The following is a 24,191-nucleotide window of genomic DNA, read 5'->3' as shown; positions in this document are numbered from 1 at the left end:
GCGAATGTCATGAACAAGAAAGAAGCACGTTTGCGCCGGGCCCGCAAAACTCGCGCCCGTATCGCCGAGCTGAAGGTTGCCCGTCTGACGGTGTTCCGTTCCAACCTGCACATCTATGCGCAGGTGATTTCCGACTGCGGCTCCAAGGTTCTGGCTTCGGCCTCGACCGTCGAGCCAACGGTGCGTGGCCAGGTGGCCAACGGCGGCAACGTCGCAGCAGCAACCGCCGTCGGCAAGCTGATTGCCGAACGCGCAGTGGCAGCGGGCGTCCAGACGGTCGCATTCGACCGTGCCGGTTTCCAGTATCACGGTCGCGTCAAGGCTCTGGCCGAAGCGGCGCGTGAAGGCGGCCTCAAGTTCTAAGCGAGAAGACTCATGGCTAAGCAAGAAAGAAAGAAACCGCAGGCGCAAGAAGAGCGCGATGATGGCCTGCGCGAAAAGATGGTTTCCATCAATCGTGTCACCAAGGTGGTGAAGGGTGGCCGTATTCTCGGCTTCGCAGCACTGACTGTCGTTGGTGATGGCGATGGCGCTGTTGGCATGGGCAAGGGTAAGTCACGTGAAGTGCCCGTCGCTGTACAGAAGGCAATGGACGAAGCGCGTCGCAAGATGGGCAAGGTTTCGCTCAAGAACGGTACCGTTCAGCACTCCGTCATCGGACGTCATGGCGCATCCGTGGTGCTCATTCAGCCGGCTCCGAGCGGTACCGGCATCATCGCTGGCGGTGCAATGCGCGCCGTCTTCGAAGTGATGGGCGTGACCGACGTGATCGCCAAGTGCTTGGGCTCGACCAATCCTTACAATGTCGTCCGCGCTACGCTGGACGGTGTGTTCAAGATCAACACCCCTGCCGAGATTGCCGCAAAGCGTGGCAAGACGGTGGAAGAGATTCTGGGGTAATCATGGCCGACAAGAAGATTCGTGTGACGCTCGTCAAGAGCATCATCGGCACCAAGGAGTCGCATCGTGCAACGGTGCGCGGTCTGGGCCTGCGTCGTCTGAACCATACGGTTGAACTGGAAGATACGCCCGCTGTGCGCGGCATGATCACCAAGGTCGCCTACCTCGTGAAGTGGAGTGCTTGATGGATCTCAATAACCTGAAGCCCGCTGATGGCGCCAAGCGTGAGCGTCGTCGTGTCGGCCGCGGCATCGGTAGCGGTCTGGGCAAGACCTGTGGTCGTGGCCACAAGGGTCAGAAATCGCGTGCCGGTGGTTTCCACAAGGTCGGTTTTGAAGGCGGTCAGATGCCTATGCAACGTCGTCTGCCGAAGCGTGGCTTCGTGTCGCTGACGGCTGCTCGCAACGCCGAAGTGCGTCTGTCCGAGATCAACGATCTGCCGATCGACGAAATCGATCTGCTGTCGCTCAAGCAAGCCGGCATTGTTCCGGGTGATGCGTTGTCTGCCAAGGTCATCCTGTCGGGCGCCATTTCCCGCAAGGTTTCGTTGCGCGGTGTCTCAGCAACCAAGGGCGCGAAGGCCGCTATCGAAGCGGCTGGCGGCTCTGTAGCCTGATAACGGACTCGGAAAAGCTACGTGGCTAACCAGACTGCAACGCTGGGCAAGAGTGGGAAATTCGCGGACCTGAAGAAGCGTCTGTTGTTTCTGCTCGGCGCTCTAGTGGTGTATCGCATCGGCGCACACATCCCTGTGCCGGGCATTGATCCAGATGTGCTTGCCAAGATGTTTGAGGCGCAGAAGGGTGGCATCCTCGGGGTGCTTAATCTCTTCTCCGGCGGAGCCTTGTCACGCTTCACGATCTTTGCGTTAGGCATCATGCCGTACATCTCGGCATCTATCATCATGCAGCTGCTGACGATTGCGTCGCCGGCTCTGGAGGCCCTCAAGAAGGAGGGGGAGGCTGGTCGTCGCAAGATGACTCAGTACACGCGATACGGCACGGTGGCATTGGCGTTGTTCCAGGCAGTCAGTATTTCGGTGATGCTTGAGCAGCAGGCTGGTCTGGTGATGAATCCCGGTCTGATGTTCACGATCACTACTGTGACGACGCTGGTGACTGGCACGCTGTTCCTGATGTGGCTGGGGGAGCAGATCACCGAGCGCGGTATTGGCAACGGTATCTCGATCATCATTTTTGGCGGCATTGCAGCGGGTTTGCCGACGTCGCTAGGCGGCCTGTTTGATCTGGTTCACACCGGTGCGATGCACCCGTTGGTCGCCATTATCGTCTGCCTCTTGGTGGCCGGGGTGACGGCAGGTGTCGTGTTTGTTGAGCGTGGTCAGCGCAAGATTCTGGTGAATTACGCAAAGCGTCAGGTAGGTAACAAGGTTTACGGCGGACAGAGTTCGCATCTGCCGCTGAAGCTGAACATGTCGGGTGTGATTCCGCCGATCTTCGCATCCTCGATCATCCTGTTTCCCGCAACGGCGGCACAGTGGGTGGGTAGCTCCGACAATATGCGTTGGTTGAAGGATCTGGCGGCTGGCTTGTCGCCTGGGCAGCCTGTCTACATCCTGTTGTATTCGCTGGCGATTGTTTTCTTCTGCTTCTTTTACACCGCGTTGGTGTTCAACTCGAAGGAGACAGCGGACAACCTGAAGAAGTCTGGAGCGTTCGTGCCTGGTATCCGTCCGGGCGAGCAGACCGCTCGCTACATCGACCGGATTCTGATGCGACTCACGCTGGCTGGAGCGGTGTACATCACGGTGGTGTGTCTGATTCCCGAATTTCTGATCCTGCGCTGGAATGTACCGTTCTACTTCGGTGGCACTTCGCTGTTGATCATTGTCGTTGTGACCATGGATTTCATGGCCCAAGTGCAGGCATACATCATGTCGCACCAGTACGAAAGCCTGCTGAAAAAGGCAAATTTCAAGGGCGGTGCGGCCCTGCCGGTGAAGTAACCGTATGTCGAAGGAAGATGTGATCGAAATGCAGGGTGAGGTTACTGAAACCCTGCCGAACGCGACCTTCAGGGTCAAGCTGGAAAACGGGCACATGGTGTTGGGCCACATTTCGGGAAAGATGCGGATGCACTACATCCGGATTCTTCCTGGAGACAAAGTGACGGTCCAGCTTACGCCATATGACCTCACGAAGGGCCGGATTACCTTCCGGGCCAAGTGAGAAAGATTGTTGAGGAGTTGAAAAATGCGAGTACAAGCTTCGGTTAAGCAAATTTGCCGTAAGTGCAAGATCATCCGCCGCAAAGGTGTGGTTCGTGTGATTTGTGAAGATCCACGCCACAAGCAGCGTCAGGGTTGATAGCGGCACTGCTGTTTGCTAAAATCGTTTGTTTCGCTTCTTGCGCCGTGAGGCGTTGAAGCGGCAGGTCTGGTGACAGCCTGCCAAGAACTGCAAAAAGTGGCCTCAAAGGCCCAGTGAAAGGTTAAAAGTCATGGCCCGGATTGCTGGTGTAAACATTCCGAACCACAAGCACGCTGAGATTGCACTGACCGCCATTTACGGCGTCGGTCGCACGCGTGCACAAAAGGTTTGCGACGCTGCAGGAGTTTCGCGCAGCGCGAAAGTGAAGGACCTCACCGAAGAGCAGATGGAACGTCTGCGTGATGAAGTGGGTAAGTTCACGGTCGAAGGCGACCTGCGCCGGGAAGTGACCATGAACATCAAGCGCCTGATGGACTTGGGCTGCTACAGGGGTTTGCGTCATCGTCGCGGCTTGCCTTGCCGTGGCCAACGTACCCGCACGAATGCTCGTACCCGCAAGGGCCCGCGCAAGACGATCGCTGGCAAGAAGTAATCAGGAATAAGACATGGCAAAGACTGCTGCGAAGGTTCGCAAGAAGGTCAAGAAGAACGTTGCCGAAGGCATCGCGCACGTTCACGCTTCCTTCAACAATACGATCATCACGATCACCGATCGTCAGGGCAACGCGCTGTCCTGGGCTACTTCTGGTGGCGCAGGCTTCAAGGGCTCACGCAAGAGCACGCCGTTCGCTGCGCAGGTGGCTGCCGAAGCCGCCGGCAAGGCCGCACTGGAGTGCGGTGTAAAGAATCTGGAAGTGCGCATCAAGGGTCCCGGCCCTGGCCGTGAGTCGGCTGTCCGTGCACTCAACGCGCTCGGGATGAAGATTACTTCGATCACCGATATCACCCCGATCCCGCACAACGGCTGCCGTCCGCCGAAGCGCCGCCGCATCTAAGAAGGAGTAACAAGTGGCTCGCAATCTCGACCCCAAGTGCCGTCAGTGCCGTCGCGAAGGTGAAAAGCTCTTCCTGAAGGGCGAAAAGTGCTTTACCGACAAGTGCGCCATTGAGCGTCGTGCGTACGCTCCTGGCCAACACGGACAAAAATCTGGCCAACGTCTGTCTGGCTATGGCCAGCAACTGCGCGAAAAGCAGAAGATCCGCCGCATTTACGGCGTGCTCGAGCGTCAATTCCGCAAGACCTATTTCGAAGCTGACCGCAAGAAGGGTCAGACAGGTGAAAACCTGCTGCAACTGCTGGAAGGTCGTCTGGATGCTGTCGCATACCGCATGGGCTTCGGTGCTTCGCGTGCAGAAGCTCGTCAGGTGGTTCGCCATAATGGCGTGCTGGTCAACGGCAAGCGTGTAAACATTCCTTCCTACACGTTGCGCCCCGGTGACGTGGTCCAGCTGGCCGAAGCCTCTAAGGGTCATCTGCGTGTGAAGGCTGCTCTGGAAGCTGCTGAAGGTCGTGGTTTCCCGGAATGGCTGGAAGTGGATGCCAAGGCTGGCAAGGGTGTGTTCAAGGCTTATCCGCAACGTGCGGAACTGCCTTCAACCATCAACGAGAGCCTCGTGGTCGAACTCTACTCGCGCTGATTGGCGCGAGTTTTCTGACCCGTTTCCTTGTCCTCAAGGTTTCCTTCAAGAAGGATAAGCAATGCAGAGTAACAGCCTGTTGAAGCCGCGCATCATTGACGTCCAGAACGTTTCTCCGGTTCACGCCCAGGTGGTGATGGAGCCGTTCGAGCGTGGCTACGGCCACACGCTGGGCAATGCGCTGCGTCGCATCCTGCTGTCGTCGCTTCCGGGCCATGCGGCCACTGAAGTGTCGATTGATGGCGTGCTGCACGAGTACTCGACCATTGATGGTGTGCGCGAAGATGTCGTGGACATCCTGCTGAACCTCAAGGGTGTCGTGTTCAAGCTGCACAGCCGTAGCGATACCATCGTCCGTCTGTCGAAGTCGGGTGAAGGTGTGGTCAAGGCCTCGGATATTGAAGTCTCGCATGACGTCGAGATCGTTAATCCTGATCACGTGATCGCCCATTTGGCCCCGGGTGGCAAGCTGGACATGCAGATCCGCGTCGAGCAAGGCCGTGGTTATGTGCCGGGCAACACCCGTCCGGTATCGGCTGAAAGCAAGACGATTGGTCGCGTCATGCTGGACGCTTCGTTCAGCCCTGTGCGTCGCGTCAGCTATCAGGTTGAAAGCGCTCGCGTCGAACAGCGTACCGATCTGGATCGTCTGGTCATCGATATCGAAACCAACGGTGCTGTGGAGCCGGAAGAAGCCATCCGTTACGCTGCCCGCGTGCTGATGGATCAGCTGTCGGTGTTTGCTGACCTCGAAGGTACGCCGGTTGCTGAAGTGAAGCCGACGGCTCCGACCATCGACCCGATTCTGCTGCGTCCGGTGGACGATCTGGAGCTGACGGTGCGTTCGGCGAACTGTCTGAAGGCCGAAAACATTTACTACATCGGTGATCTGATCCAGCGCACCGAGACTGAGCTGCTGAAGACTCCGAACCTGGGTCGCAAGTCGCTCAACGAGATCAAGGATGTGCTTGCTTCGCGTGGCCTCACGCTGGGCATGAAACTGGAAAACTGGCCGCCCGCAGGGCTGGAAAAGCTGAGCTGAGGCTCAGTCGGCCAAGCTGTCAGGGCATAAGGAAAATAGAAAATGCGTCACGGTAACGGACTCCGCAAGCTTAACCGCACCAGCAGCCATCGCTCGGCGATGCTGCGCAATATGACCAACTCGCTGCTGCGTCACGAGGTCATCAAGACCACGCTGCCGAAGGCAAAAGAGTTGCGTCGCGTTGTTGAGCCCATCATTACTCTCGGCAAAAAGCCTTCGCTGGCCAATCGCCGCTTGGCTTTCGATCGTTTGCGCGACCGCGATATGGTTGTGAAGGTCTTCAACGAATTGGGTCCGCGTTTTTCGGCTCGCAACGGAGGCTATCTGCGTATCCTGAAGTGCGGCTTCCGTGTGGGTGACAATGCTCCCATGGCTTACGTCGAGCTGCTGGATCGTCCGGAAGGTGGCGAGGCTGTTTCTGGCGAGGTCGTCGCTGAATAAGCAAAGCTTCTCCCTATGACAAAAGCCCGCACTTGTGCGGGCTTTTGTTTTGTACGTACTTTGTGTGGATGTTTCGGTGATGCAAATGGCCGCCCGAGGGCGGCCATTTTTCCAGGCGATGATGCCTTATTCCGTTGCGCAACCAGAGGTTGCGGGTCGGATGACTGGTGCTTAGAGCTTTGTAACGTCGCTCTTGCTGATGTCGCAGTAAGCGGTGTTCCAGAACTCACCCTTGTTGACCTGTGCTTCGCCGGGCTGTACGCCGATGGCTTGGACGCAGACCTTGGGGTTGCCGAGGCTGTAGTTCTTGATCTTCATGTTGCGAACCGTCGCCTTGTCACCGTAGTTGTAGTTCAGGCGGATGACATAACCGGCAGTGGTGCCATCCGGCTTCACGACCGGGCCGTTGATCTTGACGCCATTGGCGATCAGGTAGCGTGGGCCACCGTTGCTGGAGCAGTTACCGCAGGAAGCCCACAGACGCTGAATGCGGTCGTAGGTCTGAAAGTTGGACAGGTTGATGGTGCTGCCCTTGCCGTTGTGCTGAAAGACCTTATCGTCGGCCTTGGTGGCTGAGCCGCCGATGACGTACATGGTCTTGCCCGAGCCGCCCTTCATGGTGGCGGCGTCTTCGCAGACCTCATCCCAGACCACGTTGTTGAGTGTGCAGTTGCCGAGGCAGTGCACCCCATCCGCACCTCCACCCTTCTTGATGTGCACGTTCTTGAGCGTGGCGCCGTCGGTGAGGACGAAAACAGGTTGCTGCGATTCGGATTGGCCGTCACAGGAGGTGCCGACAGTAGCGCCGGCGTAGTCCTTCGTGCCTGAGATCGTGCTGGTGGCGGTTGCGTTGGTGATAACAGCGGCCAGGAATAGGCCCAGCAGAAGCTTGCTTTGCATGATGTTTGTCTCCGTCGTTCTGATTTGTTGGACGGCCGGATTTGGCCGGTCGCGATGAAGATTGTTCGTGCCGTGGACAAAAACCGCAAGCTGCAGCGCGTCAGACCGTGACGGGCTTCCTCAACAAGCGAGAAAGGTATCGACCAGTGTGGCTTTCCGGCACGGCTGCGATCATTTCCGGAGAGCCCGAGGCGAGGATGCGCCCGCCGCCGCCGCCGCCTTCAGGTCCGAGATCAACAATCCAGTCGGCCGTCTTGATGACGTCCAGGTTGTGCTCGATGACGACGATGGTGTTGCCGTGGTCGCGCAGACGGTGCAGTACCGTCAGCAGCAGCTCGATGTCCTGGAAATGCAGACCGGTGGTGGGTTCGTCGAGAATGAACAGGGTGCGCCCGGTGTCGCGCTTGGACAGCTCCAGCGCGAGCTTGACGCGCTGCGCTTCACCGCCTGATAGCGTTGTGGCGCTCTGGCCGAGGCGTATGTAACCGAGCCCCACTTCCATCAGGGTGTGCAGCTTGCGAGCAATGGTAGGTACGGCGTCGAAGAAGTCGAGGGCTTCCTCGACGGTCATTTCGAGTACGTCGGCGATATTGCGTGCCTTGTAGCGTACTTCCAGCGTTTCGCGGTTGTAGCGCTTGCCGTGACAGACATCGCAGGGAACGAAGACGTCGGGCAAGAAGTGCATTTCGACGCGCAGCATGCCGTCGCCCTGACAGGCTTCGCACCGACCGCCCTTGACGTTGAATGAGAAGCGGCCGGGCTCGTAGCCGCGCGTGCGGGCTTCCGCCGTGCCGGCGAAGAGTTCGCGAATCGGCGTAAGCAGACCTGTGTAGGTCGCGGGATTGGAGCGCGGCGTGCGGCCGATGGGCGACTGGTCGACGCTGATGATCTTGTCGAAGTGGTCCAGACCCTCGACGGACTCATAGGGCGCCGGCTCGATGCTTGAACCGTTGATCTCGCGCGCAGCAATGGCGTAGAGCGTGTCGTTGATCAGCGTGGATTTGCCTGAACCCGAGACGCCGGTGATGCAGGTCATGAGGCCGACGGGTAGCTCCAGCGTGACGTTCTTGAGGTTATTGCCGCGCGCACCATTCAGTTTGAGCACGCGATCCGGGTTCGGCTTGCTGCGCTTTTTCGGTACCGCGATTTCACGGCGTCCCGAGAGATAGTCGCCGGTTGCTGAGGCCGGATTGGCTGCGACCTCGGCGGGGAGACCTTCGGCAACGATCTGGCCGCCGTGCTCACCGGCACCCGGGCCCATGTCGATGACGAAGTCGGCGGCGCGGATGGCGTCCTCGTCGTGCTCAACGACGATTACGGTGTTGCCGATGTCGCGCAGGCGCTGCAAGGTGCCCAGCAAGCGGTCGTTGTCGCGCTGGTGAAGGCCGATCGAGGGTTCGTCGAGCACATACATGACGCCGGTGAGGCCGGAGCCGATCTGCGACGCGAGCCGGATGCGCTGTGCTTCGCCACCAGACAGGGTGTCGGCGCTGCGGTTGAGGCTGAGGTAGTCGAGGCCAACGTCGATGAGGAACTGAAGGCGCGCGACGATCTCCTTCATCACCTTGTCGGCGACCTGGGCTTTGTTGCCCTCCAGCTTTGTATGCTGGAAGTAGTGGCGGCATTCGCCGATGGGCAGGCTGCCGAGCTCCGGTAGGGTCTTTTCACCGATGCGCACGAAGCGCGCTTCACGGCGCAGGCGGCTACCGGCGCAAACGGGGCAGGCTTGCGTGCTGCGGTACTTGGCGAGCTCTTCGCGCACGACGACGGAGTCGGTCTCCTTGTAGCGGCGTTCGAGGTTGGGGACGATGCCTTCGAAGCTGTGTTCCTTGGTGATCATGCGGCCGGATTCGGACATGTACTTGAAGGCCAGCTTGCGTGTGCCCGAACCGAACAGCACAACCTGGCGCGCTTCTTCGGTCAGTGACTCGAAGGGCGCATCGACGTCAAAGTCATAGGCAGTTGCCAGACCCTGCAGCATCTGGAAGTAGAACTGGTTGCGCCTGTCCCAGCCGCGGATTGCGCCCGCCGCCAGGGAAAGCTCGGGGTGCGCGACGACGCGGGCCGGATCAAAGAACTCCAGCGTGCCGAGACCGTCGCATTGCGGGCAGGCGCCGACCGGGTTGTTGAATGAGAACAGGCGGGGTTCGAGCTCCTGCACCGCAAAGCCGCAGTGCGGACAAGCGTACTTGGCGGAGAACAGGTGCTCCTTGTCGGACTCCATCTCCAGCGCAATGGCCCGACCGTCCGCGTGCGACAGCGCGGTTTCGAAGCTCTCGGCAAGACGCTGGCGTGAGTCGGGACGCACACGCAAGCGATCAACCACCACGTCGATGCTGTGCTTGCTGGTCTTGGCGAGAGCGGGCACGGCGTCGATCTCGACGATCTCGCCATTGACGCGCAGACGCACGAAGCCTTGTGCGCGCAACTCCGTGATGAGCTCTTCGTGACTGCCTTTGCGTTCGCTGATGACGGGCGCGAGGATCATCACGCCCGTGCCTTCGGGCAAGGCCAGCACGTGGTCGACCATCTGCGAGACGGTCTGCGCTTCCAGTGGCAACTGGTGGTCAGGGCAATGCGGCGTGCCGGCTCGGGCGAACAGCAGGCGGAGGTAGTCGTGGATCTCGGTGACGGTGCCAACGGTGGAGCGGGGGTTGTGGCTGGTCGCTTTCTGCTCGATGGAGATGGCAGGCGACAGACCTTCGATGAGATCTACATCCGGCTTTTCCATGAGTTGCAGGAACTGGCGCGCGTAAGCCGACAGGGACTCGACGTAGCGGCGCTGACCCTCGGCATACAGGGTGTCGAACGCCAGGGAGCTCTTGCCCGAGCCGGACAGGCCCGTGATCACGGTGAGCTGATTGCGCGGGATATCGACGTTGACGTTTTTGAGGTTGTGCGTGCGCGCACCCCTGATCCTGATCCAGTCCATGAAACCGCTGTCCGCCTGTGCCGCGTTGAGTAACCCGCAACTATAGCGGCGCATGCGACTTCAAGCCATGTGTACGGGTAGGGGTCTGATAAAATCACGGACTTGCCCGGCAAACTGCAGGGCGTTCCGAAAAGTCCCCGGCGCTTGCCGCCCGCCCGAGCCCTTCATGACCCAGCAGGCCAGCCCTCAAGTCCCCGACCGCATGTCCCCCGGCGAATGGCGCGCGGGCGGCATCCTCGCGACCATCTTCGGTCTGCGCATGCTGGGCCTCTTCCTCGTGCTGCCGGTATTCTCGATCTACGCCTCGGGCTTGCCTGGCGGCGAAGACTTCCAGCGCGTCGCCTGGGCGTTCGGCATCTTCATGCTCGTGCAGGCTTGCCTCTACCTGCCGGTGGGCCTCGCTTCAGACCGCTTCGGCCGCAAACCGGTGATCGTGGCGGGCTTGCTGCTGTTTGCTGCGGGCTCCCTACTGGCGGCCTGGGCGCCAACCGTGCAATGGCTCATCGCCGCGCGGGCCTTGCAGGGAGCAGGGGCGATTTCTGCTGCCGTGATGGCATTGGCGGCCGATCTGACGCGCGAACAGCATCGCACCAAGGTCATGGCGCTGATCGGCTCCAGTATCGGGCTGGTCTTCGCGGTTTCGCTCGTCAGCGCACCTGCGCTGTATGGCTGGATCGGCATGCCCGGCATGTTCCTGCTGATTGCTGCGCTGGCGCTGGGCGCCATTGGCCTCGTGCTGTGGGGTGTGCCAGACGTGCCGCGTCCGCAGGCGGTACGTCAGCTGCCTTTGCGCAGCGTGCTGCGCGATGCTGGTTTGCTGCGACTCAACTTCGGTATCTTCGTGTTGCATGCGGTGCAGACAGCACTGTTCCTCGTGGTGCCGCGCGAGCTCCTCTCGCTGCACCAGATGCCGGCGGATTCGCACTGGCAGATCTACCTGCCGGTTGTGCTGGGCAGTTTCGTTTTTGCTGTGCCGGCCATCATGCAGGCAGAACGTCATGGCCGGACTCGCCCCATTTTCCTGGGCAGCATTCTGGTTTTGCTGCTGTCCCAGCTCGGGCTCTTTTTCGGCATGAAGCACTTCGCCGTCGTGGTGCTCATGCTGCTGTTGTTTTTCGCAGCTTTCAATGTATTGGAGGCTTCGTTGCCGGCGATGGCGTCACGCATGGCACCCACATCACTGCGGGGTGCCGCAATGGGGGTTTTCAACACCACTCAGGCCCTTGGCGTGGCATCCGGCAGTGCCGTCGGAGGCTGGATTGCGGTACATTCCGGAACCAATGGCGTCCATGTCATGACCGTGACACTGGCGTTCGTCTGGGTACTGCTGGCGTGGGGCAGTCGCCTGCCGTCACGGCGGCAGGATGATGGCAACATGGACGAAGAACGTGAAAGAGATCGCGCGTCGGCTGTAGACGCTGTGTTGCGCGCGAATTGAGGAGAGCCGGATGGCATCGGTAAATAAAGTGATTCTGGTCGGCAATCTCGGGAAGGATCCCGAGACGCGTTATGCCCCGAGTGGTGATGCGTTCTGCACGATCACGGTGGCAACCACCGACACCTGGAAAGACAAGCAGACGGGCGAAAAGAAGGAAGCCACAGAGTGGCATCGCGTCGTCTTCAACGGCCGCCTGGCCGAGATCGCCGGGCAGTACCTGAAGAAGGGGCGCTCGGTGTACATCGAAGGTCAATTGCGCACGCGCAAGTGGACCAACAAAGAAGGTCAGGATCAGTACACCACCGAGATCCGTGCCGACCAGATGCAGATGCTGGGCGGTGCGCGCGATGGTGGCGGTGACGCCCCCATGCGTCAGGACAACGAATATGGCGGCGGTGGCAACAGCCGCGCGCCTGCGCGCGACAATCGTCCCGCGCCCGCACCTTCGTCGTCTGGCGGTGGTGGCAACTTCGGTGGCGACTTCGACGACGACATTCCATTTTGAATAATCAGAGCAAGAGGCAGCGAGCATGAACGACGTGTCGCAGGGTGGCAGCAAAGCAGCAGATCGCGAGTATTGCAGCACCAGTGAGGCCGCGCAGATGCTGAGCGTTTCGCTCGGGACCGTGCAGCAGATGGTCGAGAACGGCCTGCTGGACGCATGGAAGACGGCCGGCGGTCATCGCCGCATTCGTATTACCTCGGTCGAAGCATTCCTGCGCAAGCGGCAGAGTGGCGGCTCAACGGCCACCAGCAATCTGCGCATTCTCGTTGCAGAAGATGACGTAGTCATGCAGACCCTCTACCAGCGCACGCTGGCTACGTGGGAGCTGCCTATCGACGTCAAGATCGTTGCCAGTGGCTTCGAGGGCTTGCTGGAAATCGGCCGCGAAATGCCTGACCTGCTGATATCCGACCTGGTCATGCCCGGCCTCGACGGCTTCGCCATGATCCGCAAGCTGCGCAGCGAGCCCAAGCTGGCTCAAATGGACATCATTGCGGTGACCGGTCTTTCGCCAGAAGACATCGACAAGGAAGGCGGCCTGCCGGATGACGTGATCATCTACAACAAGCCCATTCCTTTCCGCGAGCTCAAAGGGTACATCCAGGCGAAGCTGGTGCAGACTCAGCGCCGCGGTGCCGTACGCGGCTGATCACGGCATGCACATCCCCAAAGCGGGCAATCGCCTCAGGCGACTGTCCGCTTTTTTGTGTCTGTCGTTGGCGGGCCGTCTTGCGACTGCTGACACGGCCCGCATCGAGTACCCCTCCGTGCACGTCGCCTTGCGCGCATTGCTGTCACGCCGCGACATCAAGATAGAAGTCCGTGACCGCTGGACCATCATCCAGGACGCGGCCGGGCAGATCTGGACCTTCGTGCCGATAGACCACCCGGCGTATCCCACAGTGATGCGCCAACGTATTTTCCGCAGCGCTGACGGAGCCATTCATTCCGACATGGCTGCGCTGTGCGAGGCCGAGAAAATGCCCTGCGACAAGGTCATGGAAATCCTGCGCCAGCGCAACCGCGAAACTGCGGCCGAGTTGAAGTTCCGCGAGACACAGACCGAAGCGCTTGCGCCCTGAGTGCGGCGGCGCATCCATACGCCTGAGATGCCGTGATCAGTGCGATTCAGGCTTGCTGGCTGCGGCAGAGATGCGTTGCAGCGCCTCGTCCAGCATGCTGCGGCTGCAGCCGAAGTTGAGGCGCAGGAAACCCGCCGCGCCGAAGTCCCGACCGTCCGACATCAGCACTCCGTGCTCGGCAAAGTGGCGCACCGGGTTGTCGAACTGCAGCGCGCGACAATCCAGCCAGGCGAGGTAGGTCGCTTCGACGGGCGTCGTCGTGATCCCCGCAATGTTGCTCACGGTTTGCTGAATGCGCTCAGCATTGCCGCGCAGATAGTCCAGCAGGGCCCGGCGCCAGGTGTGGCCGTGTCGATAGGCCGCCTCGGTGGCGACGAGTCCCAGCGAGTTCGTGTGGGGCACGATGCCGTCGGCGGTGCGCTTGAGGCTGGCCCGTAGTTTCGCATCGCTGACTACGGCGAAAGCGCTCGACAAGCCTGCGATGTTCCAGGTCTTGCTCGGTGCCATCAGCGTGATGGTGCGACGAGCAATAGCTTCGCTCAGCGAAGCGACAGGGATGTGCGGCCGGGATTCGTCGAGCACGAGCCCGCAGTGGATTTCATCCGAGCAGATCAACAGATCGTGCGCTTCGGCATGCGCGGCGAGGGCTGCGAGTTCGTCGCGTGAAAAGCTGCGACCCAGCGGGTTGTGCGGCGAGCACAGCATCAGCATGCGTGTGCGGCTCGTTGTACGCGCGCGCAGATCATCCATGTCGCAAACCCAGCGCGCACCGTCATGCACGAGGTCGCTGCGTACCAGGCGGCGTTTCGTATTGCGCGGCGCTGTAAGCATGGGCGGGTAGACCGGCGTCAGCGTCAGCACTTCATCGTCCGGCTCCCCGGCCAGCGCGCAGGCCAGGTTGAAACCCGTCACCACGCCCGGCAGCAGCACGATCCAATCCGGGTCGATGCGCCAGCCATGATCGCGCGCCAGGCCTTCGACAATGGCGTCCAGCAGTCCGGGCCAGGGCAGGGCGTAACCCAGCACACCGTGGTCGATGTGTTCGCGCAAGGCAGCCAGCACTTCGGCTGGCGCGGCGAAATCCATGTCGGCTACCCACATCGGCAGCACGTCAGTGCCGGCGACCCGGTCCCACTTCATGCTGTGGAAGCGCCCGCGGTCGGGCGGCGTGTCGAAGTCGTAGGTGGGCATGGCAGGGCGACACAAGGTGCTGCACGGGGGACGACACAAGGGGCGCCTCCGTTTGTGCAGCAAGAGGAGGGACGCCGATCTGCCGATTCTATCCGGTGCGCCGCGCACTGACGCTGTACGCCTCTCGGCGCTGGCATGGAGCGTGCATGTATTCCAACTAGTATACAAGATAGCGGGCGGTGGCTTTTCGCGCAACACATTGATTTGTTTGTGTTACGTGTCGAGGCGCCAGAGCTGCTGGGCCGGGCAAGGCGTAGTTTCCGGTCGCGTTGGTGCAGGAGCGGCCCGCTAATGGTGCCGGGCCTGCACGAGCACACAGCTGGCTTCCGTACCGCAGTCGACGTAACGCCCCGGGCGAAGGTCCGGGTCTTTCAAATCACGACTGTTTGACTGGAGAGATTCATGAAGCCCCTCAATCCGCTGCCCCTTGCTACCGCCGCCGACGGTGCCTCCCAAACCGTAACCGGGCCCGTCTCGGACACGCGCCGCAAACTGCTTGGCGCCGGCGCGGCTGGCGCTGCGCTGGCCGCAATCGGCGCGCCAGCCATCGTCAATGCCCAGGCCTCGCCGAAGATCCGCATCGGTTTCTGGCCGGTCGCTTCTGCGTTGCCGTTCTTCGTCGCCGTGGAGAAGGGCTATTTCAAGGAAGCCGGCCTCGACGTAGAGCCGCTCAAGTTCGCCAGTGCGCAGCAGGTCATGGAGGCCATGCTGTCGGGCCGGGCCGAAGGCAGCTCCAACGGCACCGCCTCGGCCGTGCTGGCCATCGGCGAGATCGCACAGCCGGGCCTCTTCAAGATCTTCTGCACCAACCCCACCAATGCCAAGTTCATCCTCGACGAATTCGTCGTCGCCAAGGACAGCCCGATCAAGAGCCTTGCCGAACTCAAGGGCAAGAAGGTCGCATCGGGCCCTGGCATCCAGAACGTGACGCTGGCCAAGGTGATGCTGGAGAAGGCGGGCGCGGGCCAGGTTGCCGTGACCGAGCTGCCCATCGGCCAGCACGTCGCGGCACTGGCGGCCGGGCAGGTCGACGCGGTTTACACACTGGAGCCCACGGGCACCGCTGGCCGCCTCAGCGGACTGACGCGCACGCTGGAAGTCGGCGTCGTCGCCAAGTACATCCTCGGTGACCCCATGGCCCCCTGGCACGGTGGCGCAGCGAGCCTGACCACCGAGTTCATCAAGAAGTACCCCGACGTCACGAAGAAATACATCGCCGCCTACAAGCGTGGCGTCGACCTCGTGAAGACCAAGCCCGACGAAGCGCGCCCGCACCTCAAGGGCAACACCGCCATCGAAGGCGCGCTCACCGCCGAAGTGCCAATGTCCGACTACCTGTTCTCCACCGACTTCAAGCCCAGCGATATTGCCTACTTCCAGAAGTTCTACGACCTCTTCTCGGACAAAGGCATTTTCGAGAAGCGCGTGCTCGTCGACACACTGCTCTACAAGGGTTAAGCCATGTCCGAGTCCGCAACCGAAACGCCAGCCGCTGAAGGTGCGCCGGCAAAACCCTGGGCAGTTCCCACCGCCACGCCGGCGGTGGCACTGCCGAGGAAATTCCCTTGGCATGCGCTGCAGCCCATCATCGGGCCGCTCGTGCTGTTCCTCATCTGGGACCTCGTGGTGCGCTTCGGCCTCATCAAGATCGTGCTGCTGCCATCGCCCTGGGCCACGCTCAACACGCTCGTCACCGGGCTTGCAGGCGGCCCGCTGCTTGTCGACTTCCTCGTCACCGTCAAGCGCACGCTGCAGGCCTTCTTCATCGCCGGCATCGTGGGTGTGCCGCTGGGGGTCCTGCTCGGCAGCAACGAGCGCGCGTACCGCAGCGTCGAGTTCCTCATCGACTTCTTCCGCTCCACGCCCTCGTCGGCGCTGATCCCGCTGTTCCTGCTGATCTTTGGCGTGAGTGACGTCAATAAGATCGCCATCGCCGCTTTCGGCGCCTTGCTCATCGTGCTGTTCAACAGCGCCTACGGCGTCATGAACGCACGCAAGCAACGCGTCATGGCGGCCAAGGTCATGGGCGCCACGCGCTGGCAGATCTTCAAGGACGTGCTGATCTGGGAGAGCCTGCAGCCCACCTTTGTCGGCCTGCGTTCGGCCGTGTCGATGGCCCTCGTGATCGTCATCGTGGCCGAGATGTTCATCGGCTCCGACACCGGTCTGGGTCACCGCATCATCGACTCGCAGCAAGTGCTCAACGTCAAGAGCATGTACGCATCGATTCTCGCCGCTGGCGCGCTGGGCTACGTGCTCAACATCCTCGCGCTCGTCATCGAGCGCCGCATCGTCCACTGGAGCGGGAGGTAATCATGCGCCCCATCGACAACATCGCCGAACTCACCCCGCCCGCGCAGCCCTTCGTGCGTGGCCCGGCCGGCACGCACATCACCATCCGTGGCCTCACCAAGTACTTCGCCGGCTGGCCGCTGTACGAGAACTTCAATCTCGACATCCCCAAACACAAGATCGTCTCGGTGTTCGGCCCCAATGGCTGCGGCAAGTCCACGCTCATCAACATGATCGCCGGGCTCATCCCCATCGATGCCGGCGAGATCCTGTTCGACGGCAAGTCGCTGAAAGACACCAAGATTGGCTACGTCTTTCAGAACTACCGCGAAGCCATGTTCCCTTGGCTGCGCACCATCGACAACATCGCGTATCCGCTCAAGCTCGAAGGCAAATCACCCATCGAGATCAACCGCCGCATGGAAGAACTCGTCGCCTCCTTCAGCGTCAAGTTCGACCTCAACCGCTACCCGTATGAGCTATCCGGCGGGCAGCAGCAGACCGCGTCCATCATGCGTGCGCTGGCTCCCAACCCCGAGGTGCTGTTCCTCGACGAACCCTTCTCCGCGCTGGACTTCGAGATGACCCTGTTCATCCGCGAAAAGCTGCAGGAAGTGTTCATCCAGACCGGCACTACGATGATGCTGGTGTCACACGATCTGGAAGAGGCCGTGTATCTCGCCGACGAAGTGTTGCTGCTGACGAAGCGGCCGACCAAGGTGGCGGAGATACTCAAGTACGACGATCCGCGACCGCGTACGGTGGAGACGCTGTCGACGCAGAGCTTTGTCGATATGAAGAAGCTGAGCTTGGAAATATTCCAGCGTGAGGTGAGGCGTTGAAGTGGCGGCGCTGAAGTTTTGCAGCGGGGAAGAGGCGAACCACGGGCCGTGAGGCCCGTGGTTTATCGCGCTTGCTGTGGCCGCTGGCCCGCACTCCCAGGCAGTCGTAGCAGTCCCCTCCCCCTCGGGGGAGGGTGCCCCGTCAGGGGCGGGAGAGGGGAAATGGTCCGTGCCTGCGATTGCTACTTGCGTTGGGCACGCACCATCCCACCTCTCCCGGCGCATTGCGGCGGCTGTTTGCCCATGCCGACCCGCTAACACATCCAGTGCAATGTCCTGCAGTTACTGCGCCTTTCTTGCTATAGGAGGGAGGAGCTGTGCTTTGCAGAATACCCTTTGATCATGAACACGAAAATTACGATCAACTTAAATACGATAGCGAGTCCGGGCGCCCCAATAAGATTGGAAATCAAAAAGCCGCCCGCAAAAAAAGCAACCCAGAAAAATATCTTTGTTCGCGCCTCCATGTCGCTTCCAAAAAGGAAGTGAGCTACGACCATTGCGGCGAAAGTGGAAATTGAAAAAATCATGGATATTCCTTTGAATGGGTTTTCATGGTTAAACCTGTCGACCTAGGTTTTCGTCATAGGCAGGCTTGTATCCAAGCCCGTCTTTGTCTGGGTCGCAGGGGGCAATAAGCAAAAGCGCATCGCACCGGATGTTTGCCCAAGCAAACCATTCAACACATCCGGCGCAATGCCCTAGGTTATTGCATCCTACTGGTTGCCTCGAGGTTAGTGTGCCAAGCACTCTTCTACGCTGGCTGGCCCGCAAGAGTCGTCGCAGCTTATCGACTGGCTGAACACCTCTATTCCGAATCCCAGGATCACAGGTCTTATGAGCGAAGCGCGGTGACTCGCTGCAAAGCCAAGGCCTGTGTCCTCTACTCTGCAGATCAGGCCGGAGGTGAGTTCTTCGTTAAGTTCTGGATGTATGACTGGCCCCATGACGAAAATGGGAGCGAAGACGATCCACTGCCATTGCCACACACACATTGCTAGCAATGGGAGAGCAATCGCGAGCTTGGCGTATCGACTTCTGAACCTGAACAGGAGTCCAGAAAGGAAGCCAAGAACGAGGGCAGAGGAAATGCATACAAGGAATAGTGACGCGGTTGTATAGGCGGATACGCTGCTGCCCAGGACGAGCAACACCCCCGCAGCCAGACAGGCAATAGCAATGCGAACAGGCCTTTTGTAGCCAAAGGGTAAGCGGGGGAAGAAAACGCAAAGGAGGCATCCTGCAACAAGGAAGACCAACGCCCCTGCACCAAAAGTGGCGGCTGCTTGTTCAAAGCTCACTCTTTGCCTGACTTGTAGTGGTCGGATCTGTATGTCCGATTTTGGTTAGTAGTACGGACGTCGTAAGGCGGAATTACCACTCCGCCCTACGCGCTGAGGCGAAATGCTGAAATGCAAGACCTGACCCCGGTGCCCACTGAAATTCAAGACCTGACCCCAGTGTTTCCTACACGGCCGGGTTCTGAAGCGACTTCAGCAGGCGGCAAAACGCCACGAGTGCCAAAAACAACAAAGCCACCAAAAATCGCCGCTCATCGGCCCTATCGGAATCGAGGATTCTTGAACTTAGACTGCATGCAAGTGAAGACAAGCGTAAATATGCTGATCGCCGCACTGAAATATTTTGGAATTGGAACGCCGTAGCGCTAAATGGCTACGTTCGTCGGACGAGCGGAGGGCTAAGTTTCTCTGATGGAAACGTGACCCAAAAAATGGCGTTAAAATGAATACAACAGGAGCCACTAGATGTGGTAGTCGCCCGAAAGCAAACCCCGACATTTAGTCGTTTAAAAGCAGGAGGTATGTGCGATGAAGAGAAGAAAGTCACTGCCTGCGGTGTAGTCATCCGCCGTGGGCAGGAAAGAGGAAAACCGGGTGTCGTTTTCTCAGGGCAACACCCGGCCTCCAGGATGACTGTGCAACAGCCAGCGAGGGAGCGCATTTGCACGCCCTTGCTGGTCCTTAGCGTACTTCACAGAGGCATATCTGCCTAGTGAATAGATATACAAGGATCAATATCATGACTTCTTTGACATGCACTTGGAACGGACTTACGTTCCACGCCTACCTGCCAGATGTTCAGTGGGCAGATGTTGCTGGTATCTACATCTTTGCCAAGCAAGGTCCAAACGGCTGGCAACCTTCATACGTGGGACAAACGATCAGCTTTAAGGATCGCTTGAACAACCACGAACGTTGGCCTGAAGCGGCTCGGATGGGCGCAACGCACATCCTTGTTTTAGTTGTGCCCTTGCAGGCGGACCGAGACCGGATCGAAGAGCAACTCATCCAGGCCTGTTCGCCGCCGCTTAACACGCAGCTCAAGCCGGACCGTGTTAGCACCACGAGTCTGTCGGCGGCACTTGGTCTGCGTGGCATCCACCCAACGTCGAAGCGTTAAGTAGCAAAAAGGGCCAACCCGCATCATGGTTGGCCCTTCCTATGGCGTGTTCACATTAGCCAGATGTAAGTGAATCGCCCCGGGTTTTCTAGACACATCGCAGCCTTACACTTGAAGTCCAATGGAGGAGTCTATGTGCAGGTTAAGCTCGCCACATAAGCCCGCCACCCACCAAACTCACTGATGTCCTGTGCGCCTTGCAGGGCGATGGCTTCGCAGAGAAAGCCTTTCACGACTTCCCCATCATCGAGCACCACGCTGCCTATGCCTAGCGGTGCGGGGATGCGCGAGACGAAGTCGCCGAAGGCGGCGGCTGAGAGTTCCCACACTTGCAGCTTGAGGGCGACGCCGCCTTCGGCGACGCGCTGCATGCCGGGCTTGGGGGGCACGGTGCCGGGCAGGGCGTAGAGGCGGTATTGGGGGGCGCTTTCGCAGTCGCGCACGAGGCGGCCGGCGCGTTCGGTGAGTTCATGGTTGAGCGGCATGCCATCCAGATGGGCGCCGACGACGGCGAGGCGGATGCTGCCCGGCTGCGCGGGCCATTCGAAGCGCGAGGAGGCGGAGGGCAGGGCGTGCGGCGTGCCGCCGCAGGGCAGGGCGCTTTCGCGGTGGTATCGATCACCAAGTTTTGCGAGCGCGGCGTCATGCCAGGCGGGTGCGAAGAAGGTGATACCGAAGGGAAGGCCGTCGGGGCGCATGCTCGATGGCACGGCGAGCGCGCAGAGGTCGAGCAGGTTGGCGAAGTTGGTGTAGGTGCCGAGGTGGCTGTTGAGGCGCACGGGGTCGGCGCGCACGGCGTCGATGCGGTAATGCGTGGGCGCAGTGGGCAGGGCGATGACGTCGCAGGCGGCCCAGGTGGGGGCGACCTTGGCGCGCAGGGTTGCGAGGTGGGTGTAGCCGCGATGGGCGTCGACAGCGCTGTAGCGCAGCCCCTTCTCGACGATGCTGCGCACGGCGGGTTCGATGGCATTCGGGTTGTCGCGCAGCAACTGCTGCGTGGCCTCCAGCCGCTCAGCCACCCAGGGGCCTTCGTAGAGCAGCGCGGCCGTCTCGCTGAAGGGGGCGAAGTCGAACTCGACGAGCTCGCCCATTTTTGCGAGGCGGTCGAGCGCGGCGGCGTAGGCGACTTCGGCCGTGGTGTCGCCGAAGAACTCGCGTTGGTCCATGCGCGGCACGCCGATGCGCAAGCGCTTGGGCAGTCCGACGGGCAGGGCGGTGCGCGACAGGGGATCGGCCGCATCGCGGCCTGCGGCCAGGCTCATGACTTCCCAGCCATCGCTGCAGTTGAGGGCGAAGACGGAGACGGTGTCCAGCGAGCGGCAGGCTGGCACCATGCCCGCGCCGGAGAGCATGCCGCGCGTGGGCTTGTAGCCAACGATGTTGTTGAAGGCGGCGGGCACACGGCCCGAGCCTGCGGTGTCGGTGCCCAGTGAGAAGCTCACGGCGCCGGCCGCGACGGCGACGGCTGAGCCCGAGCTGGAACCGCCCGACACGTGTTCGCGGCTGAACACGCTGCTGGGTACGCCGTAGGGGCTGCGTACGCCGACGAGGCCGGTGGCAAACTGGTCGAGATTGGTCTTGCCGATGAGTATGGCGCCGGCATCGAGCAGGCGTTGCACGACGGTGGCGCTGACTTTGGGGATATAGCTGAACTCGGGGCAGGCGGCCGTGGTCGGGATGCCGGCGACATCAATATTGTCCTTCACCGCGAAGGGGATGCCGAACAGCGGCAGCTGCGTGGCATCGGCCGCGTCCAGTGCGCGCGCACGTGCCATGACATCTTCGCGCGGCAGGCGGTAGATCCAGGCCAGCGGGTCGACGCGGGTGTCGATGTGGTCAAGCAGGTCCTGCATGCGCGCACTGACGGTTTCGCCAGCGGCATAGGCCGCACGCAGGGCGCTGAATGACAGGTCGGGGCTTTCTGGCAGCGGAGGCAGGGCGAGTGACATGGGCAACCTTTCTTGTATACAAGTGGGTATGCTGCAAGTCGCATGCCATCGGAAGTACAGCGGGCCTGACGCTGCAAGTGGCTGATCTTGTGTAATTTCGGGTGTGATCGTGCGGGTGCTTGCGCGGGGCGTGCTTCGCGGTGAAGCGCTGTGCAGGCGCGATGCGCCGCGCTGGTGCATGGCTGCGGAGCATCGAAAAACCGCATCAGGGGGTTTGCCGGGGCATGCGCTGCAGCCTTTGCTGCGGCTGGATCGCGTGGAGCGGAAATTGCATGTCTACCGGCATGTATTCAAGGAGGGAGCATGGAGTCGTCGCAGTCAGGCAGGGAATCCGGCAGCAACATGAAGAGTGCCGCCGAGGGTGTTGTGGACTGGCGCCAGTACGCCCTTGCCGTATCGGCCGCGCAGGGCTATGCGCTGGATGCGGCACAGCTTGAGCGCGTGGTGAAGCAACTCGAACTGGTGTCTGCCGTGGCTGCGCCGTTGCTGGCGCTGGAGCTGCCTGTGGCGCTGGAGCCTGCGCCGGTGTTCAAGCCATGAGCGGCGTGGTGAAGGGAGATGGAGAGACGCTGCACGCCTGGCAGATGCAGGATCTGGTGGTGCGTGGCGAGATCACGGCCAGCGAGCTGGTGACGCAGGCGCTGGCGCGGTTGGCGCAGCGCGATGGCGAGCTCAAGTCCTACACCGATGTGACGGCGCAGCGTGCGCTCGACGAAGCCCTGCAGATCGATCTGCGGCGGCAGCGTGGCGAGGCCCTGCCGCCACTTGCCGGTGTGCCCTATGCGGTGAAGAACCTGTTCGACGTGACGGGCCTGCCCACGCTGGCGGGCGGGCATCGCGAGCGTGCCGGGGCTGCTGCGTCGCTGGACGCGACCCTCGTGCAACGTGCCACGGCAGCAGGTGCTTGCCTGGTCGGTGCGCTCAACATGGACGCGTATGCCTATGGCTTCACGACCGAGAACTCGCTGCATGGCGTGACGCGCAATCCCCATGATCCGTCGCGCGTCGCTGGTGGCTCGTCGGGCGGTTGTGGCGCGGCCGTGGCGGCCGATCTGTGCGCGTTTTCTTTGGGGTCAGATACCAACGGCTCGATCCGCGTGCCCTCGTCGTTCTGTGGCGTGTTCGGCCTCAAGCCCACATTCGGTGGCCTGTCGCGCGGTGGCAGCCGGCCCTTCGTGCATGGCATCGACCACGTCGGTCCGTTCGCGCGTTGCGCACGCGACCTGGCCCGCGTCTTCGATGTACTCAGCGGCCTTGATGTGCGCGATCACGCCTGTACGCGCGCTGCAGGCAGCGCCGTCGAACCTGCTGTCGTGAGAGCTTTTGCCGAGGGTGTGCAGGGCTTGCCGGGTTTACGTGTAGCGCGCCTGACGGACTACTTCGACCAGTGGAGCGGCCCCGACGCACGCGCCGCCAGCGAGACCGTTGCGAAAGCATTGGGCGCACAGGACGAGCTCACGCTGCAGGACGTTGCTGCTGCGCGCGCGGGTGCCTTCGTCATCACGGCCAGCGAGTCGGGTCAGCTCTACCGCAGCGAGCTGCAGCAGCACTACGAGCTGATGGAGCCACTCAACCGCGACCGCATGCTCGCCGGCAGCCTGCTGCCCGCCAGCTGGTACGTGCAGGCGCAGCGCTTCCGCCTCGCCTTTCTGCAGCAGATGAAGGCGCACTTCGAGCGCTATGACCTGCTCATCGCACCGGCCACGCCTGTCGTGGCGACCAGGATTGGCCAGGAGTGGCTCGACCTGCCCGCCGGGCGCGTGCCGACGCGGCCGTCGATCGGTCTCATGACGCAGCCGATTTCTTTCGTGGGCCTGCCCGTCGTGGCGGTGCCGCTGCCCACGGCAGGTGGTCTGCCCATTGCGGTACAGCTCATCGCTGCGCCGGGGCGCGAAGATGTGGCGCTCGCTGCTGCAGCGGCGCTGGAAGCCGTCGGGCTGACATTCGATACGAGCGGGGGAGCGGCATGATGGGCAGGCAAGGGCAGGGCGATGGCGTCGACAACCCTGTCGCGCGCGCGGGCTTGCTGGCTGCGTCAGACCGTTACGAGGCCGCACTGCTGGCCAACGATACGGCGACGCTCGACGCGCTCTTCTGGCACGACGCGCGCGTCATGCGCATCGCCGCGAAAGATGAGTTGCGTGGCATTGACCGCATCCGCGCATTCCGCGCCAATCGCTCGCTCAACGAGCTGGCGCGTGAGTACCTTTCGCGTGATGTCGTGAGCTTCAGCGACGATGCCGGCGTGGTGAACATCGTCTTCCGTCGCCAGCTCGACGGCCAGATCGGACGCCAGAGCCAGACCTGGGTGCGTCTGGCCGGCGAATGGCGTATCGTGTCGGCCCACATCAGCTTCAGGTCGCCCTGATCCGCAAGGCGCCACCTGC

27 protein-coding genes are annotated in these 24,191 nt (G+C 61.2%); 23 read left to right on the top strand and 4 right to left on the bottom strand.

Annotated elements, in window-relative coordinates; translation table 11 throughout:
* The first annotated feature begins 9 nt into the window (after positions 1-9).
* The 12 genes from rplR to rplQ all read left to right on the top strand — a co-directional run bounded on the left by rplR (position 10) and on the right by rplQ (position 6,252).
* Positions 10-363 carry a 50S ribosomal protein L18 gene (rplR, locus tag ABEA02_RS14425; protein ID WP_345533794.1) on the top strand — a complete coding sequence of 118 codons (354 nt, stop codon included), beginning with the start codon at positions 10-12 and terminating at the stop codon, positions 361-363.
* A 12-nt stretch (positions 364-375) separates the two neighbouring features.
* Positions 376-900 carry a 30S ribosomal protein S5 gene (gene rpsE / locus ABEA02_RS14420; RefSeq protein WP_345533793.1) on the top strand — a complete coding sequence of 175 codons (525 nt, stop codon included), beginning with the start codon at positions 376-378 and terminating at the stop codon, positions 898-900.
* 2 nt (positions 901-902) lie between these two features.
* A complete protein-coding gene (rpmD, locus tag ABEA02_RS14415; RefSeq protein ID WP_345533792.1) occupies positions 903-1,085 on the top strand; it encodes a 50S ribosomal protein L30 in 183 nt (60 codons plus the stop codon).
* On the top strand, positions 1,085-1,516 hold the full coding sequence (rplO, locus tag ABEA02_RS14410; protein ID WP_345533791.1) for a 50S ribosomal protein L15: 432 nt from the start codon (positions 1,085-1,087) through the stop codon (positions 1,514-1,516). The genes rpmD and rplO overlap by 1 nt, the downstream gene beginning before the upstream one ends.
* Positions 1,517-1,537: 21 nt before the next feature.
* Entirely contained in the window at positions 1,538-2,866 is a 1,329-nt protein-coding gene (secY, locus tag ABEA02_RS14405; RefSeq protein ID WP_345533790.1) for a preprotein translocase subunit SecY, read from the top strand.
* 4 nt (positions 2,867-2,870) lie between these two features.
* Positions 2,871-3,089: a translation initiation factor IF-1 gene (gene infA, locus ABEA02_RS14400; RefSeq protein ID WP_345533789.1), complete on the top strand. Its 219-nt coding sequence runs from the start codon at positions 2,871-2,873 to the stop codon at positions 3,087-3,089.
* 24 nt (positions 3,090-3,113) lie between these two features.
* A complete protein-coding gene (gene rpmJ, locus ABEA02_RS14395; RefSeq protein ID WP_345533788.1) occupies positions 3,114-3,227 on the top strand; it encodes a 50S ribosomal protein L36 in 114 nt (37 codons plus the stop codon).
* 133 nt (positions 3,228-3,360) lie between these two features.
* The gene (gene rpsM / locus ABEA02_RS14390; RefSeq protein ID WP_345533787.1) at positions 3,361-3,723 is read left to right on the top strand and encodes a 30S ribosomal protein S13; all 363 of its coding nucleotides are present in this window, start codon (positions 3,361-3,363) and stop codon (positions 3,721-3,723) included.
* A 13-nt stretch (positions 3,724-3,736) separates the two neighbouring features.
* The gene (rpsK, locus tag ABEA02_RS14385; protein WP_327597095.1) at positions 3,737-4,126 is read left to right on the top strand and encodes a 30S ribosomal protein S11; all 390 of its coding nucleotides are present in this window, start codon (positions 3,737-3,739) and stop codon (positions 4,124-4,126) included.
* A 13-nt stretch (positions 4,127-4,139) separates the two neighbouring features.
* On the top strand, positions 4,140-4,769 hold the full coding sequence (gene rpsD / locus ABEA02_RS14380; RefSeq protein ID WP_345533786.1) for a 30S ribosomal protein S4: 630 nt from the start codon (positions 4,140-4,142) through the stop codon (positions 4,767-4,769).
* A gap of 61 nt (positions 4,770-4,830) precedes the next feature.
* The gene (locus ABEA02_RS14375; protein WP_345533785.1) at positions 4,831-5,811 is read left to right on the top strand and encodes a DNA-directed RNA polymerase subunit alpha; all 981 of its coding nucleotides are present in this window, start codon (positions 4,831-4,833) and stop codon (positions 5,809-5,811) included.
* Between the two features lie 42 nt (positions 5,812-5,853).
* A complete protein-coding gene (rplQ, locus tag ABEA02_RS14370; protein WP_345533784.1) occupies positions 5,854-6,252 on the top strand; it encodes a 50S ribosomal protein L17 in 399 nt (132 codons plus the stop codon).
* A gap of 171 nt (positions 6,253-6,423) precedes the next feature.
* Here the strand turns inward: rplQ and ABEA02_RS14365 are convergent, their stop codons facing one another.
* A complete protein-coding gene (locus tag ABEA02_RS14365; RefSeq protein ID WP_345533783.1) occupies positions 6,424-7,152 on the bottom strand; it encodes a pectate lyase in 729 nt (242 codons plus the stop codon).
* Positions 7,153-7,252: 100 nt separating this feature from the next.
* Entirely contained in the window at positions 7,253-10,084 is a 2,832-nt protein-coding gene (gene uvrA, locus ABEA02_RS14360) for an excinuclease ABC subunit UvrA (RefSeq protein ID WP_345533811.1), read from the bottom strand.
* Positions 10,085-10,250: 166 nt separating this feature from the next.
* On the opposite strand from uvrA, the gene ABEA02_RS14355 reads away from it, so the two are divergent.
* From ABEA02_RS14355 to ABEA02_RS14340, 4 genes are read left to right on the top strand one after another with little or no spacing between them, the layout of a single operon-like run.
* Entirely contained in the window at positions 10,251-11,522 is a 1,272-nt protein-coding gene (locus ABEA02_RS14355; protein WP_345533782.1) for an MFS transporter, read from the top strand.
* 10 nt (positions 11,523-11,532) lie between these two features.
* Entirely contained in the window at positions 11,533-12,027 is a 495-nt protein-coding gene (ssb, locus tag ABEA02_RS14350) for a single-stranded DNA-binding protein (protein WP_345533781.1), read from the top strand.
* A gap of 25 nt (positions 12,028-12,052) precedes the next feature.
* Entirely contained in the window at positions 12,053-12,676 is a 624-nt protein-coding gene (locus ABEA02_RS14345) for a response regulator (protein WP_345533780.1), read from the top strand.
* A 7-nt stretch (positions 12,677-12,683) separates the two neighbouring features.
* Positions 12,684-13,109: a hypothetical protein gene (locus ABEA02_RS14340; RefSeq protein WP_345533779.1), complete on the top strand. Its 426-nt coding sequence runs from the start codon at positions 12,684-12,686 to the stop codon at positions 13,107-13,109.
* Positions 13,110-13,145: 36 nt separating this feature from the next.
* Here ABEA02_RS14340 and ABEA02_RS14335 read toward each other — a convergent pair whose 3' ends face one another.
* Positions 13,146-14,300, bottom strand: a complete 1,155-nt coding sequence (locus ABEA02_RS14335) for a MalY/PatB family protein (RefSeq protein ID WP_345533778.1) — start codon at positions 14,298-14,300, stop codon at positions 13,146-13,148.
* A 402-nt stretch (positions 14,301-14,702) separates the two neighbouring features.
* On the opposite strand from ABEA02_RS14335, the gene ABEA02_RS14330 reads away from it, so the two are divergent.
* From ABEA02_RS14330 to ABEA02_RS14315, 4 genes are all read left to right on the top strand, one after another.
* The gene (locus ABEA02_RS14330; RefSeq protein WP_345533777.1) at positions 14,703-15,758 is read left to right on the top strand and encodes an ABC transporter substrate-binding protein; all 1,056 of its coding nucleotides are present in this window, start codon (positions 14,703-14,705) and stop codon (positions 15,756-15,758) included.
* 3 nt (positions 15,759-15,761) lie between these two features.
* Positions 15,762-16,613, top strand: coding sequence for an ABC transporter permease (locus tag ABEA02_RS14325; RefSeq protein ID WP_345533776.1), 852 nt, complete (start codon positions 15,762-15,764; stop codon positions 16,611-16,613).
* 2 nt (positions 16,614-16,615) lie between these two features.
* The gene (locus ABEA02_RS14320; RefSeq protein ID WP_345533775.1) at positions 16,616-17,434 is read left to right on the top strand and encodes an ABC transporter ATP-binding protein; all 819 of its coding nucleotides are present in this window, start codon (positions 16,616-16,618) and stop codon (positions 17,432-17,434) included.
* Positions 17,435-19,474: 2,040 nt separating this feature from the next.
* On the top strand, positions 19,475-19,855 hold the full coding sequence (locus ABEA02_RS14315) for a GIY-YIG nuclease family protein (protein ID WP_345533774.1): 381 nt from the start codon (positions 19,475-19,477) through the stop codon (positions 19,853-19,855).
* A 131-nt stretch (positions 19,856-19,986) separates the two neighbouring features.
* Here the strand turns inward: ABEA02_RS14315 and atzF are convergent, their stop codons facing one another.
* The gene (gene atzF, locus ABEA02_RS14310; RefSeq protein WP_345533773.1) at positions 19,987-21,804 is read right to left on the bottom strand and encodes an allophanate hydrolase; all 1,818 of its coding nucleotides are present in this window, start codon (positions 21,802-21,804) and stop codon (positions 19,987-19,989) included.
* A gap of 303 nt (positions 21,805-22,107) precedes the next feature.
* On the opposite strand from atzF, the gene ABEA02_RS14305 reads away from it, so the two are divergent.
* The 3 genes from ABEA02_RS14305 to ABEA02_RS14295 are packed head-to-tail and all read left to right on the top strand — an operon-like array spanning position 22,108 to position 24,172.
* Positions 22,108-22,344 carry a DUF4089 domain-containing protein gene (locus tag ABEA02_RS14305; RefSeq protein WP_345533772.1) on the top strand — a complete coding sequence of 79 codons (237 nt, stop codon included), beginning with the start codon at positions 22,108-22,110 and terminating at the stop codon, positions 22,342-22,344.
* Positions 22,341-23,774: an AtzE family amidohydrolase gene (locus tag ABEA02_RS14300; RefSeq protein WP_345533771.1), complete on the top strand. Its 1,434-nt coding sequence runs from the start codon at positions 22,341-22,343 to the stop codon at positions 23,772-23,774. Before ABEA02_RS14305 ends, ABEA02_RS14300 begins: the two co-directional genes overlap by 4 nt.
* Positions 23,771-24,172, top strand: a complete 402-nt coding sequence (locus ABEA02_RS14295) for an AtzH-like domain-containing protein (RefSeq protein ID WP_345533770.1) — start codon at positions 23,771-23,773, stop codon at positions 24,170-24,172. The genes ABEA02_RS14300 and ABEA02_RS14295 overlap by 4 nt, the downstream gene beginning before the upstream one ends.
* The last annotated feature ends 19 nt before the right edge of the window (positions 24,173-24,191 follow it).

This window comes from Viridibacterium curvum, assembly GCF_039544165.1.
In the GTDB taxonomy this organism is placed as follows: domain Bacteria; phylum Pseudomonadota; class Gammaproteobacteria; order Burkholderiales; family Rhodocyclaceae; genus Viridibacterium; species Viridibacterium curvum.
The sequence above is the reverse complement of the archived record's forward strand: the minus strand, read 5'-3'. Positions and strand labels throughout refer to the sequence as shown.

Bases quoted from the DNA above. Each gene is read 5' to 3' on its own strand.
- ABEA02_RS14295 (WP_345533770.1), top strand. From the start codon at position 23,771: ATGATGGGCAGGCAAGGGCAGGGCGATGGCGTCGACAACCCTGTCGCG.
- rpsM (WP_345533787.1), top strand. From the start codon at position 3,361: ATGGCCCGGATTGCTGGTGTAAACATTCCGAACCACAAGCACGCTGAG.
- ABEA02_RS14375 (WP_345533785.1), top strand. From the start codon at position 4,831: ATGCAGAGTAACAGCCTGTTGAAGCCGCGCATCATTGACGTCCAGAAC.
- ssb (WP_345533781.1), top strand. From the start codon at position 11,533: ATGGCATCGGTAAATAAAGTGATTCTGGTCGGCAATCTCGGGAAGGAT.
- rplR (WP_345533794.1), top strand. From the start codon at position 10: ATGAACAAGAAAGAAGCACGTTTGCGCCGGGCCCGCAAAACTCGCGCC.
- ABEA02_RS14345 (WP_345533780.1), top strand. From the start codon at position 12,053: ATGAACGACGTGTCGCAGGGTGGCAGCAAAGCAGCAGATCGCGAGTAT.
- ABEA02_RS14300 (WP_345533771.1), top strand. From the start codon at position 22,341: ATGAGCGGCGTGGTGAAGGGAGATGGAGAGACGCTGCACGCCTGGCAG.
- ABEA02_RS14325 (WP_345533776.1), top strand. From the start codon at position 15,762: ATGTCCGAGTCCGCAACCGAAACGCCAGCCGCTGAAGGTGCGCCGGCA.
- ABEA02_RS14355 (WP_345533782.1), top strand. From the start codon at position 10,251: ATGACCCAGCAGGCCAGCCCTCAAGTCCCCGACCGCATGTCCCCCGGC.
- rpsE (WP_345533793.1), top strand. From the start codon at position 376: ATGGCTAAGCAAGAAAGAAAGAAACCGCAGGCGCAAGAAGAGCGCGAT.
- uvrA (WP_345533811.1), bottom strand. From the start codon at position 10,084: ATGGACTGGATCAGGATCAGGGGTGCGCGCACGCACAACCTCAAAAAC.
- ABEA02_RS14335 (WP_345533778.1), bottom strand. From the start codon at position 14,300: ATGCCCACCTACGACTTCGACACGCCGCCCGACCGCGGGCGCTTCCAC.
- ABEA02_RS14330 (WP_345533777.1), top strand. From the start codon at position 14,703: ATGAAGCCCCTCAATCCGCTGCCCCTTGCTACCGCCGCCGACGGTGCC.
- rpsK (WP_327597095.1), top strand. From the start codon at position 3,737: ATGGCAAAGACTGCTGCGAAGGTTCGCAAGAAGGTCAAGAAGAACGTT.
- rpmD (WP_345533792.1), top strand. From the start codon at position 903: ATGGCCGACAAGAAGATTCGTGTGACGCTCGTCAAGAGCATCATCGGC.
- rpmJ (WP_345533788.1), top strand. From the start codon at position 3,114: ATGCGAGTACAAGCTTCGGTTAAGCAAATTTGCCGTAAGTGCAAGATC.
- ABEA02_RS14365 (WP_345533783.1), bottom strand. From the start codon at position 7,152: ATGCAAAGCAAGCTTCTGCTGGGCCTATTCCTGGCCGCTGTTATCACC.
- ABEA02_RS14340 (WP_345533779.1), top strand. From the start codon at position 12,684: ATGCACATCCCCAAAGCGGGCAATCGCCTCAGGCGACTGTCCGCTTTT.
- ABEA02_RS14320 (WP_345533775.1), top strand. From the start codon at position 16,616: ATGCGCCCCATCGACAACATCGCCGAACTCACCCCGCCCGCGCAGCCC.
- rplQ (WP_345533784.1), top strand. From the start codon at position 5,854: ATGCGTCACGGTAACGGACTCCGCAAGCTTAACCGCACCAGCAGCCAT.
- ABEA02_RS14315 (WP_345533774.1), top strand. From the start codon at position 19,475: ATGACTTCTTTGACATGCACTTGGAACGGACTTACGTTCCACGCCTAC.
- atzF (WP_345533773.1), bottom strand. From the start codon at position 21,804: ATGTCACTCGCCCTGCCTCCGCTGCCAGAAAGCCCCGACCTGTCATTC.
- rplO (WP_345533791.1), top strand. From the start codon at position 1,085: ATGGATCTCAATAACCTGAAGCCCGCTGATGGCGCCAAGCGTGAGCGT.
- infA (WP_345533789.1), top strand. From the start codon at position 2,871: ATGTCGAAGGAAGATGTGATCGAAATGCAGGGTGAGGTTACTGAAACC.
- ABEA02_RS14305 (WP_345533772.1), top strand. From the start codon at position 22,108: ATGGAGTCGTCGCAGTCAGGCAGGGAATCCGGCAGCAACATGAAGAGT.